Origin of the sequence: Amycolatopsis vastitatis, from assembly GCF_002234595.1 — a bacterium.
Classification (GTDB): Bacteria; Actinomycetota; Actinomycetes; order Mycobacteriales; family Pseudonocardiaceae; genus Amycolatopsis; species Amycolatopsis vastitatis.
The window spans coordinates 228,008-240,584 of the sequence record NZ_NMUL01000002.1; the positions used below are offsets into that span (position 1 = coordinate 228,008).

Below are 12,577 nucleotides of genomic sequence, written 5' to 3' on the forward strand. Positions count from 1 at the left end.
ACCTACCGAAACCCACGCGGGAAAGCCGTCAGTGCTCGATGCTGACCTTCTCGATGACGACGTCGGTCAGCGGGCGGTCCGCCGGTCCGGTCGACGTGCGCGCGATCGTGTCGACGACGGTGCGCGACTCCTGGTCGGCCACCTCGCCGAAGATCGTGTGCCGGAAGTTCAGGTGGGTGGTCGGCGCCACGGTGATGAAGAACTGCGAGCCGTTGGTGCCGGGCCCGGCGTTGGCCATGGCCAGCAGGTACGGCTTGCTGAACTGCAGTTCCGGGTGGAACTCGTCGCCGAACTTGTAGCCGGGGCCGCCGCGGCCGGTGCCGGTCGGGTCGCCGCCCTGCAGCATGAAGCCGTCGATGACCCGGTGGAAGATCGAACCGTCGTAGAAGGGGCCGGAGTTCGTGCCCGCCGCGTTCGGCTGGGTGTACTCCTTGGTGCCTTCCGCGAGCCCGACGAAGTTCGCCACCGTCTTCGGCGCGTGGTCGGGGAACAGGTTCAGGTGGATGTCACCCTGGTTGGTGTGCAGCGTAGCTTTCACAGACCTCATCGTGCCATCTGCGGCGCAGCTCCGGAAAAAGGGGCACGATAGGTTACGGGTAACAGAGCAGCGTCAAAACGAATGATGAGGTGAAGCCCATGTCCCGGGCGACAGCCCAGGCCGTCGAGACCGCCGACAAACTCGTCACCGAGGGTGTCAAGCAGGGGCGGCGCGCGCAGAAGAAGCTCGCGAAGAAGACGGAACTGACCCGCAAGGAGCTCAAGAAGAGCTCGAAGGCCGCTCGCCAGGAGGCGCTCGCGCGCCTCTCCGAGCTGCGCAAGCCGGGTCGCAAGGCGAAGAAGGCCGCCATCAAGGCCGCGAAGGCGGCCGGCGAGTCGAAGCGCCGCGGCAAGAAGGACTTCAAGGCGGCGAAGAAGGACTTCTACGCCGCACTGTCCGAGGCCAAGTCGGCCGCCAAGGGCACCCGCAGCCGTCGCAAGTGGCCGTGGCTGCTCGGCCTGGTCGTGGTCGGTGCGGGGGCCGCCTACGCCCTCCGCTCGAAGCAGGAGCCGCCGGTCGCGCCCGCGCCGCCGAAGGCCACCCCGCCGGCCCCGCCGGCCACGCCGAAGCCGGAAGCCGCGAAGCCGGGCTCCTCGGCCAACGGCAAGGCTCCGTCCCCGGCACCGGCCGAAAAGAAGAACTGAAAGCGACGCGAAGAGGCCCCCGGGGGTGCACCGGGGGCCTCTTCAGTCGTGCGTGGGATCCGCTCAGACGGCAGCGGCGTGCTTGTCGATCAGCTGGCCGAGACGCGGCAGCGCCTCCTCGACGTTCTTCTTGCCGTTCGGGCGCAGCTTGCCGTAGACCTTCTTGATGCTGTCACGGCTGCTCTTCTCCGCGCGCGAGTCGGTGACGCTCAGCAGCGCGTCGGAAGCCTCGTCCGAGCGGCTGGACAGGTAGGCGCCGAAGTCGTTGCCGCCCTTGGCCCGGTAGTCGCCGTAGAACGGCTCGAGCGCGGAGGCGAAGTCCGGGAGCAGCGTGTCGACGGCCGAGGGGATGATGCCCGGCTTGATCTTCTTGACCGCGGCGAAGCCGGTCTTCACCACGGCACCCGAAACGCCGCCCTTGTCCGAGACCTCGGCGTCGACGAGGGTCTCGAAGTCGGACACGACAGCCGGGCGACGGCTGGAGTCGAGCAGGATTTCCTTGAGGGTGTCAGCCACGAATCTTGTCCTTTGTCCTTGCAGAGTTGGTGCCCCGCCCCGGGGTGGGGGTCCCCGGTGGCTGCGGTGCGCGAGTCCACGAAGCCTGCGCGTGACGCACAGCGTAATACAAGATCAACATCACTCACCCGTGTGGAGCCCGCTACCTAGAGCTTCAGGGCAGCGATAGCCTTCTTCGCCACTGTGCGCGCTTTGACGCTTTGCTTCTGGTTGGTCGTCACCACCACGGCTGATGCCCCCTTGGCGACCGCGTAAACGGCGCCGTCGTCGGAGGACAGGTAGCCGCCCTTCCAGCCGGACGGGTCGGACGCCGGGTTGGACGAGTCGATCGGCGCCACCTTGTTGACCAGCGCCGTCGCCGTTTTCGCGTCCCCGACGTACACCCGCACGGTGAGCTGGATCTTCCCGTCCGGGCGGTAGAAGAAGCACGCCGGGTGCGGCTGGTCGGCGGACACGCGCACCTTCGACACGTGCTGGCCGTTCGCCTCGGCCACGACCTCGCTGCCGAGGTACGGGCAGTCCTCGGTCGCTCCCGGCTGGGGGTCCGGGGGCAGCTCGGCGCCCGCGGCGGAGGACGCGGACGGCGGGCTGGGAGCCGCGGTGCCGGACACGATGGTGGCGCTGCAGCCGGCCAGCAGGGCCACGGCGGGCGCGAGAAGTACGAGTCGTCGCATAGCGCGCACAGTCAACCATGAAGCGTGTGTGAAAACTGCTGGCTGACGTCGCCGTGGCCGGGGGACGTGCGACGATGGCCGCGTGCTCACCCCGGAGCAGTACCTCGGCGCGATGGCCGAGCGCATCCAGCGGGCCGGCGGTCGGCTGAACACCGTGCAGATCGGGCCCGCGACGGCCGTCGTCGGCCTGTTCACCGAGTCGGTGCTGCTCTCGACGATGAACTACTGCGTCGTCGCGGCCGCTGTTCCCGAGGTCAGCGCGGCCGCGTTGTACGACTTCACCGGCCGCGCGACGCAGCACGCCCGCGCGAACCTGATCGGCACGATGGGCTGGACCGCGGCCTCCGTCGTCATCGCCGGGCTCGTCGGCGGTCGCGTGTACCCGGACGCCGCGCAGGCCGCGTCGGCGAAGTCGGGCAACCAGTTCGGCGGCGAGACGCGGATGGTCGCGGTCGACCTCTCGGCCGGGCAGCTGTACGCCTTCGTCGGCGGGAAGTTCTGGGGCGCCGCGGTCCAGGGTTCGGTCAACGCCAAGCTGACGTACTGCTTCCCGCAGCCCGCCGAGGTGTACCAGCAGGTGCAGTGGCAGCAGGCGCAGCAGCAGGGTCAGCACCCGATGCCGCCGCCCGCGCCGCAGGTGCCGCCGCCGCCGTACGTCGGCCCGGTCGGCCCGCAGCCGCCGGTCTACCCACCGCCGGGACATCCGCCACAGCAGGGCCCGTACGGTTACTGACATGGTGGAGTTGCGTGGCTGGCCGTCGTTCCCCGAAGAACTTCCCGTGTTCACACCGGAAACGGCGCCGCCGGACCCGCAGTCGCTGTTCCTGGAGTGGCTGACCGAAGCCGGCGAGCACGTGCTGGCACCGCACGCCGTCACTCTGTCCACAGTGGACGCCGATGGTGCGCCCGACGCGCGCGTGGTGATCCTCAAGGACGTCGGGGCGGGCGGCTGGGCGGTCGCGACCAGCTCCGAAAGCCCCAAGGGCCGGCAGCTGCACAAGGATCCGCGCGCCGCGTTGACGTTCTTCTGGCCCGGCCGCGGCCGCCAGGTCCGGCTGCGCGGCCCGGTCTCCCCCGCCGCGCCCGAGGTGTCCGCGGCGGACTTCCTGGCCCGGCCGACGGCGTCCCGCGTGGAGGCGTTCATCGGGCACCAGTCCCAGGTGCTGCACGATCCCGCGGACCTCGACGCGGCGGCCGCGGAAGCGGAACGCTGGGTCGAAGAGAACCCGGACGTGGCCCCGGAAACATGGACGCGGTACCTCGTCGACCCGGACGAGGTCGAGTTCTGGCAGGCGAGCCACGACCGGCGGCACGTGCGGCTGCGGTACCGGAAGTCCGGCGGCGAGTGGGTCCGCGAGCGCCTCTGGCCGTGACGGTCCCCGTTCGGGGGTATGCGGGTTCCGCGCCGGTGTGCGCATGATGCACCCCATGCGCAGGAAGATGCTGACCGCCGGGCTGGTCCTGGCGCTGACCGCCGCACTCGGGGGTGTGGCCGCGGCCGACGCGCGTCCTGGGGGACGACCGAAGCTGACGGACCCGCATCCGTGCCCCGGACAACCGGGCTTCACGTGCTCGATCCTGACCGTGCCGCTCGACCACACCGGCCGGGTGCCGGGCACGCTCGACCTGCCGGTGGCGACCGCGGACAACGTGACCGCGCCCAAGGGCGTGCTGCTGTTCCTCACCGGCGGGCCCGGGCAGGGCGGCGTCGGGACGATCACGCGGATCGCCACGCAACGGCTGCCGGAAGTCGCGAAGGACTACCAGTTCGTCATGCTCGACCAGCGCGGCACCGGACCGTCGGGTGCGTTGCAGTGTCCCGGCCTGCAGGCGCAGATGGGCAGTTCGGACATCGCGACGCCGTCACCCGATGCGGTGAAGGAATGCGCGCGCATCCTCGGCGACACGGCACCGCTGTATTCGACCGACCAGACCGTGGCGGACTTCGACCGGCTCCGGCAGGCGCTGGGCGTGCCGAAGATGGTGGTCGACGGCGTCTCGTACGGCTCGTTCACGGCGGCGCGGTACGCGATCGCGCACCCGCGCAACGTCAGCAAGGTCGTCCTCGACTCGGTGCTGCCGCACCACGCAACAGCGTCGGCTTCGCTCTACCTGACCGGGTTGACCGCCGAGGCGCGCGTGCTGCGCGCGGCCTGCGCGGTGGCTCCGGCCTGCGGCTACGACCCGGCCGAGGACCTGGCCTGGGTGGTGCGCCACCGCAGCACGGCCGACGGGGTGCGGATTTTCGACACGATCGTGTCGTACGAGTTCGTCGACCCGACCTACCGCGCCCCGGCGGGGGGCGATATCATCGGCGCCCTCCACGAAGCCCGCGGCGGCTCGCCGGCTCATCTGGACGAGCTGCTGGAGGCGTACAAGTCCGGCGGCGACGACCCGGCGTCGTTCAGCTCCGGCCTCCACGCGGCGACGCTGTGCGCGGACCAGCGCTTCCCGTGGGGCTCCCCGGCCACCCCGCTCCCGCTCCGGCAACCACTGCTGTCCCTGGCCGCGCGCACGCTGCCGGCGAGCGCGACCTGGCCGTATACGACGGAAGTCGCGACGCAGCAGGGGTTCATCCAGAGCTGTCTCCCGTGGCCTGCGGAACGCCCCGGCTCGAACCCGGCCGGACCGCTGCCGGACGTCCCGGTGCTGCTCCTCAACGGCGACCACGACCTTTCGACGCCGTTGGAGTGGGCGCGGGAGGAAGCGGCGCAGGCCCCGCGCGGCAAGCTCGTGATCGTGCCGGGCGCGTCGCACTCGATCCAGAACCGCGAACGCGGCCACGCGGGACGGGACGCGGTGATCAGCTTCCTGGGGTCCACGTGACCGGCAGGGCGTGGACGCCGTAGATGTTCATGTCGGTCCGCAGCTTCACTTCCTCGGCCGGGATCGCCAGCGCCAACGTCGGGAAGCGGCGCAGCAGGCCGCCGAACCCGGCGCGCATTTCGATGCGGGCCAGCTGCTGCCCGAGGCACTGGTGGACGCCGTGGCCGAAGGACAGCAGGCCGCGGGCGTTGCGGCGGATGTCGAGCGTGTCCGGGTTGTCGAAGCGCCGGGGGTCGTGGTTGGCCGCGAGCAGCGAGACGACAACGGTCGAGCCCTTGGCGATCGTCTCGCCGCCGAGTTCGAGGTCTTCCGTGGCGTAGCGGAAGAAGATGTCGGCGACGGACAGGTAGCGCAGCAGTTCTTCCACGGCCCCGGGCAGCAGTTCCGGGTCGGCGTGCAGTTCGGCGGTCTGCCCGGGGTTCTCCAGCAGCGCGAAGGTGCCCAGCGCCAGCATGTTGGCGGTGGTTTCGTGGCCCGCGAGCAGCAGCAGGAAGGCGGCGCCGGTCAGTTCCTCGATGGTCAGGTCGTGGTGGCGGGCGAGGTCGGACAGGATGTCCTCGCCCGGCTCGGCACGCTTGCTCGTGACCAGCTCGGAGAGGTACGTGTTGAGCGCGATGTACGCGCCCATCTTCTCCTCGAGCGCCTGCTCCCTGACCATGAACTGGGCCGAGTCGGCCTGGAACTTCTCCCGGTCCGCGTACGGGACGCCGAGCAGCTCGCAGATCACCAGCGAGGGCACCGGCAGCGCGAACTCCTTGACCAGGTCGACCGGCGGCACCAGCCGCGCCAGGTGGTCCAGCTGCCGCTCGACGACGTCGGCGATGTGCTCTTCGAGCTGCTTCATCCGCTTCACGGTGAAGGCGCCGGTGAGCCTGCGCCGCAGCCGGGTGTGGTCCGGCGGGTCCATGGCGATGAACATGCCCGGGAGCTGCGGCGACGGCTCGGTGGCGGCGGGCATGCCCGTCTCGTACGGGACGTGGATGACGTCGAGGTCCAGGCGGGAGCTGAACCGCGTGTCGGCCATCAGCTGCCGGACCTCTTCGTAGCCGGTGACGAGCCAGCCCTCGTGACCGTCGGGGAAGACCAGCGGGCTGACCGGGCGAGCGTCGCGCAGGCGGCTGAGCTCGCTCGGCGGGTCGAAGGGGCCCGCGTCGCGTTCCATGGGGAGTCCGTGCGGGACGTCGACCTGGGTCATCGCTGTTCCTTTCGTGGTGGCTGTGCCGATCACGATCACCGGGGCGGCTGACATGGCGCTGACACGCCTCGGACACCACCGGCCGTGGCAAGATCGGCCGCGTGCAGATCGGGATCCTGGGGCCCTTCGAAGTGCGCGCGGACGACGGCGGGCTCGCCGACGTGCCCGGCGCCCGGTTGCGAGGCCTGCTGGCCGCCCTCGCACTCGAACCGGGGCACGTGGTCCCGAAGGCGACGCTCGTCGACTGGATCTGGGGCGAACGTCCGCCCGCCGAAGCGGCGAACGCCTTGCAGCGCTTGGTTTCCCGGCTGCGGAAGGCACTGCCGGAAGGGTCGGTCGAAGGCAACTCGACCGGCTACCGGCTGGTGGTCGCCCCCGACGCCGTCGACGCCGCGCGGTTCGAACGGCTGCTCGTCCAGGCCCGCAAGGACGACGATCCCCGCGGGCTGCGTGACGCGCTGGCCCTGTGGCGGGGCGCGGCGATGCAGGACATCGACCTGCCGGAGAGCCCGGCGTTCGCCGCGGCGGTCACCCGGCTCGAGGGACTGCGCCTGGCGGCGCTGGAAGACCGGTTCGACGCGGAGGTCCGGCTCGGCCGCGGTGCGAACCTGGTCACGGAACTCACCGACCTGGTGGCCGCCCACCCGATGCGGGAACGGCTCGTCGCCGCGTTGATGCGGGCGCTCGTCGCGACCGGGCGCGACACCGAGGCGCTGCTCGTGTACGAGCGCACGCGGGAAACCCTGGCCGACACGCTGGGCGTCGACCCGTCACCCGAGCTGTCCGAGCTGCACGTCGCGCTGCTGCGAGGCGAGCTGGGACGGCGTGAGGAGCACCGCAAGACCAACCTGCGGGCCGAGCTGACCAGCTACGTCGGCAAGGAGTCCGACGTCACCACGGTCCGCGAGCTCGTCGCCGGGCACCGGCTGACCACCCTGATCGGGCCCGGTGGGTCGGGAAAGACCAGGCTGGCCACGGAAACCGCCCGCACGCTGCTCGGTGACCTGCCGGACGGCGCCTGGGTCGTCGAACTCGCGCCCCTCGGCGCCGAGGGGGACGCCGCCCAAGCGACGCTCTCCGCGCTCGGCCTGCGGGATTCCCTGATCGGCGACGGAACGGACGCCGAGCCGACGGACCGGGTCGTCGCCGCGCTCCGCGAGCGGGAGACGCTGCTGGTCCTGGACAACTGCGAGCACGTGATCGAGTCCGCGGCGGAGTTCGCCCACCGCGTGCTCGGCGAGTGCCGTCGGCTGCGCGTCCTCGCGACGAGCCGGGAGCCCCTCGGCATCACCGGCGAGGCGCTGTGGCCGGTCGCCCCGCTGGCCCTGCCCGGGGCGGACGCCGACCCCGCCGAGATCGAGGCCGCTCCGGCGGTCCGGCTGCTGCGAGACCGGGCCGGCGCGGTGCGCAAGGACCTCGCGACCGACGCTCCCACGTCGTCGACGCTGGCGCGGATCTGCCGGGCACTGGACGGGATGCCACTGGCCATCGAGCTGGCGGCGGCCCGGCTGCGCACCATGTCCCTCGACCAGCTCGCCCACCGGCTCGACGACCGGTTCCGCCTGCTGACCGGCGGAAGCCGCACCGCGCTGCCGCGGCACCGGACCCTGCGCGCGGTGATCGACTGGAGCTGGGAACTGCTCACCGACGACGAACGGACCGTGCTGCGCCGGCTCTCGGTGTTCTCCGGGGGAGCGAGCCTGGAAGCCGCCGAACGGGTCTGCGCCGGCGACGCGGTCGAAGACGTGCTCACGGCGTTGACCGAGAAATCGCTGGTCGTCACGGACGGCGAAGAGGCGCCGCGCTATCGGATGCTCGGCACGATCAAGGAGTACGCGGAGCAGCGGCTCGCGGAGGCGGAAGAGACGGATTCGACGCGGCGAGCGCACTTCGCGTACTTCACCGAACTCGCCGAAACCGCCGAGCCGCACCTTCGCCGTGCCGAGCAGCTGGAATGGCTCGCCACGCTCGAAGCCGAGCACGACAACATCGCCGCTGCCATGCGCGGCGCGCTCGCGGCAGGCGACGCGCAGGCGGCGATGCGGCTAGCGGCGGGCGCCGGCTGGTACTGGTGGCTGAGCGGGCACAAGTCCGAAGGCATGGAGCTGCTCACCACGGCCACCCGCACGCCCGGCGAAGTCACCGACGAGCTCCGGGCGACGGTGTACGCCATCATCTCGATGTTCGTGAACTCCGGGCCGGGCGACGAACACCAATCGGCGGAGTGGATCCACAAGGCGTACCGCTTCAGCCGGAACGTCGAGGGCGGGCACCCGGGGCTGGGGCTCGTCGTCGCGATGGAACGCCTGCTGCAGGAACCGGAAGCGGCGTTGACGGCCTTCGAACCGGCGCTGGACGACGGGGATCCCTGGGTGCGCGCCCTGGCCCGGCTGCAGCTCGGCAAGATGCGTGTCCTGTTCGGCCAGGGCGGGCGCGAGGCCGAGGAGCACCTCGAGACGGCGCTGGCCGAGTTCCGCGCGATCGGCGAACGCTTCGGCATCTCGTTCGCGCTCGCCGAGCTGGCCGATCTGGCCGCCGCACGCGGGGAGTTCGCCGCCGCGTGCGAGCACCTGGAACAGGCGATCGCGGCCGTCGCCGAAATCGGCGCTGTCGACGACGTGATCCGGATGCGGTCGCGCCAGGCGCAGCATTACCGGTTGCTGGGCGACAAGGACGCCGGCGCGGCCGCCATCGCCGAAGCGGGGCGTCGCGCGGAAGGCGTCACTTGGCCGGGCACGCTGGCCGTGCTGGCCCTGGCAAAGGCGGAACTCGCCCGCTGGGACGGCGACGCCGGGGAAGCACGCCGGCAAATCGAGGTGTTGAAAGCCGTGCTGGGCGACGAAGCGGAGCAGCCGCACCTCCGCACGACCACCCTCGTCCTGCTGGGCTACCTCGCCGAAGACCTCGACGAGGCCCGTGAACTCCGTGCGGCGGCCTGCGAGGCGGCGGCCGAGGCGGGACACGCCGCCATGATCGCGGACGCCCTGATCGGCGTCGCGGACTTCGCGTTGCGCCAGGAGGAATACGAGCAAGCCGCGCGGCTGCTCGCGGCGAGCGCCGGCTTGCGCGGCCTGCCGGATCTGTCCAAACCGGACGCTGCGCGGATCGAGGAAGCCGCCCGGCGTCACCTCGGTGACACAGGGTTCACCGAGGTGACGCGGGAGGGGACGCGGGCGAGCTGGCGCGAGCTGGTCGCGGTCACGCTCGCTTCTTGAACGTGGCGGACGACCACAGGTAGCCGACGACGGCGATGCCGACGCACCAAGCGACCGCGGTGATCGCGTAGCCGGTGGACGGGGTGCCGTTGAGCAGCCCGCGCACGGTTTCGATGATGGGCGTGAACGGCTGGTACTCCGCGAACTGCCGGAGGCCCTGCCCCATCTTGTCGGCCGGGGCGATCGCGCTGCTGAAGAACGGCAGCATGACCAGCGGCACGGTGGCGAGCCCCGCCGTTTCGACGGATTTCGCCGCCAGTCCCAAGGCGATCGTCAGCCAGCCGGCCGCGAAGGCGAGCAGGACGACGATGCCGGCCACGCCGAGCCAGTCGAGGAAGCCCGCCGACGGGCTGAACCCCAGCAGGAAGGCCACGCCGACGAGAGCCGCGATGGCGACCAGGTTGGTCAGCACGCTGGCGACGACGTGCCCCGTCAGCACCGCGCCGCGGGAGACGTCCATGACCTTGAAGCGGTTGATGATGCCCTTGGTCATGTCGGAGTTCACCGAGGTCGCGGTGGCGCCCAGGCCGTAGCAGACGGCCAGCAGCATCAGGCCCGGCGTCGCGTAGTCGACGTAGTCGACACCGACGTCGAAAGCGTCCCCGAGCATGTACACGAACATCAGCATGATCACGATCGGCATCAGGACCGCGTTGAACACCGACGTCGGGTTTCGGGCGATGTGCTTGAAGTTGCGCCGCAGCATCACGATCGAGGGAGACTTCATTTCGCGAGCACCTCCGTGGTGTGGCCCGTGAGGGCGAGGAAAACGTCGTCGAGGTCGGGGGTGTGGACGGAAAGTTCGCCGGCGGTGATCGAGTACTCGTCGAGCCGGTCGAGCAGCGTCCGCAGGGATTTCGTGCCGCCGTCACCGGGAACGCGCAGGACCATCGCCTCGTCGTCCCGGGTGGAGTCGGTGAGGACGCGCGCGGCGGCGTCGAGGTCGGCGGCGGTGGTGAAACGGAGCCGGACGTGGGTGCCGGGAATCCGGCGCTTGAGCTCGTCAGGAGTGCCCTGGGCGACCAGGCGGCCGTGGTCGAGGACCGCGATCCGGTCGGCGAGCTGGTCGGCTTCCTCGAGGTACTGGGTGGTGAGAAAGATGGTCACCCCGTCGGCGACGAGCTCGCGGATGATCGACCACATGGTGCGGCGGCTGCGCGGGTCGAGGCCCGTGGTCGGCTCGTCGAGGAAGATGATCCGCGGGTTGCCGACGAGGGTCATGGCCAGGTCGAGCTTCCGGCGCATCCCACCGGAGTAGGTCGACGCGGGTTTCCGCGCCGACTCCGTCAGCTCGAAGCGTTCCAGCAGCTCGGCGACGGTCTGTTTGCCGGCGGCGCCCCGGTGGAGGTCCACCATGAGCTGCAGGTTCTCCTGCCCGGTGAGCAGTTCGTCGACGGCCGCGAACTGCCCGGTGACGCCGATCGCCGCCCGGACCGCCTTGGCCTCGGTGGCGACGTCATGCCCGGCGACGCGAACGGTCCCGCCGTCGGCGCCGACCAGCGTGGTCAGAACGTTCACGGTGGTGGTCTTGCCGGCCCCGTTCGGGCCGAGCAGGGAGAAGACGCTGCCCGCACGAACATCGAGATCGATGCCGTCGAGCACGACTTTGTCTTGGTAGGCCTTCCGCAACCCGGAAGCCATGATCGCCAGGTCTGTCATGGGAGCCACTGTGATCAGCGGTCCTGACACCGACCTGACCCTGACCTGACACGGTCCCTGACGCCGGACGCGAAACGGCCCGCACCCTGAGCGGGTACGGGCCATTCGACGTGTGGAGCTGAGGGGAATCGAACCCCTGACCCCCGCCTTGCAAAGGTGCGAACACATCCTGATCTTGACCAGCGGAACTAGCATCCCCTGGTCAGCGGCCTACACCGTCCGTCGTTCCCCGCTGTTCCCCGCGCGCTCCCCCAGCAACGGGCACGCGAGGGGCACGCAAGGGCACAAGAGGCTGGAACACGGGGTTGTGGCCGACGCCCCCGTGTTCCAGCCTCTTTTCCCTGCCCAGTGACTACTGAGACATACCGTTAGTGTGGGAGAAAAGCAGCTATCGAAGGTGTCACTCCCCTGGCACTCCTAAAACCGCAGGTCAGTTCCGGTGAAGGGACAGAGTGACAGGTGTGACAGCCTCGACACAGTGCAGGTGTCACGCCGAGCCGTGGCAGTCTCCGCAGGTGGCCCCGGCTTTGAAACGTGCTATAACGCGCCGACCGGCGTGTCATCCCCCGAATTCCGACCGTCTTGGATGCAGCCATGTCCAGAAAGGGTGCATCCATTGAGTTGGGTAGGCCGTCAGATGTCACATTCCGTAGCACGCCGTCGACTATGGAGGTGTGGACGAGACGCAGCCTGCTCCCATGCTGACCGACCTGACCGAGCTTGAGCAACAGGTGGTCAACAACGCCCGCCGCGGGAGAGTCACAAATCCCGGCACCACGATGACAGTGGAGGAGCTGGCGATCACCGACGACTCCGATTTGCGGGTACGTGCCGATCTGATCCGCGAACTGCTTCGCGGCCTGCACGGTGACCTCGACCCCCGCGGAATCCGCATGATGGGGATGCGGGTCGTCGGAATGCTCGACCTCGACTACTTCACCGCCGTCGCCGGTCTGAACTTGTACCAGTGTGCGGTGCCAGACGGCATCGTTTGCCGATACGCGCACCTGCACGACCTGTACCTAAGCGGTAGTGTGCTCCTCTACCTGGACGCCGACGGTCTCCGCACCGCGAGCAACCTGGGCATGTCGGATGTCACCATCACCGGCACCGCAAAAGACGGCGCGATCCGGCTACCCGGCGCCCACATCGGCGGCTTCCTCGACCTCGACCGAGCCACCATCACCAACACCGCCGGCCGCGCACTGCGCGCCGACGGCCTCCGCATCGACAGCAGCCTGTTCATGCGCGACACCACCATCACCGGCACCGCAGACGACGGCGCGATCCGGCTACCCGGCGCCCACATC

11 protein-coding genes and 1 pseudogene are annotated in these 12,577 nt (G+C 70.2%); 6 read left to right on the forward strand and 6 right to left on the reverse strand.

Translation table 11 applies throughout. The features are described from left to right. Positions 1–28 precede the first annotated feature (28 nt). Positions 29–547 carry a peptidylprolyl isomerase gene (locus CF165_RS02450; RefSeq protein WP_167441318.1) on the reverse strand — a complete coding sequence of 173 codons (519 nt, stop codon included), beginning with the start codon at positions 545–547 and terminating at the stop codon, positions 29–31. An 89-nt stretch (positions 548–636) separates the two neighbouring features. Here CF165_RS02450 and CF165_RS02455 point away from each other — a divergent pair, with 89 nt between their 5' ends. After that, positions 637–1,182 carry a hypothetical protein gene (locus CF165_RS02455; protein ID WP_093945751.1) on the forward strand — a complete coding sequence of 182 codons (546 nt, stop codon included), beginning with the start codon at positions 637–639 and terminating at the stop codon, positions 1,180–1,182. Between the two features lie 63 nt (positions 1,183–1,245). Here CF165_RS02455 and CF165_RS02460 read toward each other — a convergent pair whose 3' ends face one another. Further along, a complete protein-coding gene (locus CF165_RS02460) occupies positions 1,246–1,698 on the reverse strand; it encodes a DUF6918 family protein (protein ID WP_086857134.1) in 453 nt (150 codons plus the stop codon). A gap of 146 nt (positions 1,699–1,844) precedes the next feature. Beyond that, positions 1,845–2,372 carry a DUF2020 domain-containing protein gene (locus CF165_RS02465; protein WP_205660747.1) on the reverse strand — a complete coding sequence of 176 codons (528 nt, stop codon included), beginning with the start codon at positions 2,370–2,372 and terminating at the stop codon, positions 1,845–1,847. Positions 2,373–2,454: 82 nt separating this feature from the next. Between CF165_RS02465 and CF165_RS02470 the strand changes: the two genes are divergently transcribed. The 3 genes from CF165_RS02470 to CF165_RS02480 are packed head-to-tail and all read left to right on the forward strand — an operon-like array spanning position 2,455 to position 5,198. Further along, a complete protein-coding gene (locus CF165_RS02470; protein ID WP_093945752.1) occupies positions 2,455–3,105 on the forward strand; it encodes a hypothetical protein in 651 nt (216 codons plus the stop codon). A 1-nt stretch (position 3,106) separates the two neighbouring features. Further along, entirely contained in the window at positions 3,107–3,745 is a 639-nt protein-coding gene (locus CF165_RS02475; protein ID WP_093945753.1) for a pyridoxine/pyridoxamine 5'-phosphate oxidase, read from the forward strand. A gap of 55 nt (positions 3,746–3,800) precedes the next feature. Next, entirely contained in the window at positions 3,801–5,198 is a 1,398-nt protein-coding gene (locus CF165_RS02480) for an alpha/beta fold hydrolase (RefSeq protein WP_093945754.1), read from the forward strand. Here CF165_RS02480 and CF165_RS02485 read toward each other — a convergent pair. Beyond that, the gene (locus tag CF165_RS02485; RefSeq protein WP_093945755.1) at positions 5,176–6,393 is read right to left on the reverse strand and encodes a cytochrome P450; all 1,218 of its coding nucleotides are present in this window, start codon (positions 6,391–6,393) and stop codon (positions 5,176–5,178) included. The genes CF165_RS02480 and CF165_RS02485 overlap by 23 nt on opposite strands. Positions 6,394–6,494: 101 nt before the next feature. Between CF165_RS02485 and CF165_RS02490 the strand changes: the two genes are divergently transcribed. Then, the gene (locus CF165_RS02490; RefSeq protein WP_093945756.1) at positions 6,495–9,608 is read left to right on the forward strand and encodes an ATP-binding protein; all 3,114 of its coding nucleotides are present in this window, start codon (positions 6,495–6,497) and stop codon (positions 9,606–9,608) included. Here CF165_RS02490 and CF165_RS02495 read toward each other — a convergent pair. Both CF165_RS02495 and CF165_RS02500 read right to left on the reverse strand, forming a co-directional pair. Beyond that, entirely contained in the window at positions 9,592–10,335 is a 744-nt protein-coding gene (locus CF165_RS02495) for an ABC transporter permease (RefSeq protein WP_093945757.1), read from the reverse strand. The two genes, CF165_RS02490 and CF165_RS02495, sit on opposite strands and share 17 nt — an antisense overlap. Further along, complete coding sequence (locus CF165_RS02500) at positions 10,332–11,267, reverse strand: ATP-binding cassette domain-containing protein (RefSeq protein ID WP_093945758.1); 936 nt, start codon at positions 11,265–11,267, stop codon at positions 10,332–10,334. Before CF165_RS02500 ends, CF165_RS02495 begins: the two co-directional genes overlap by 4 nt. 698 nt (positions 11,268–11,965) lie before the next feature. Here CF165_RS02500 and CF165_RS51055 point away from each other — a divergent pair. Further along, positions 11,966–12,577: pseudogene (locus tag CF165_RS51055) on the forward strand (hypothetical protein); the annotation flags it as partial.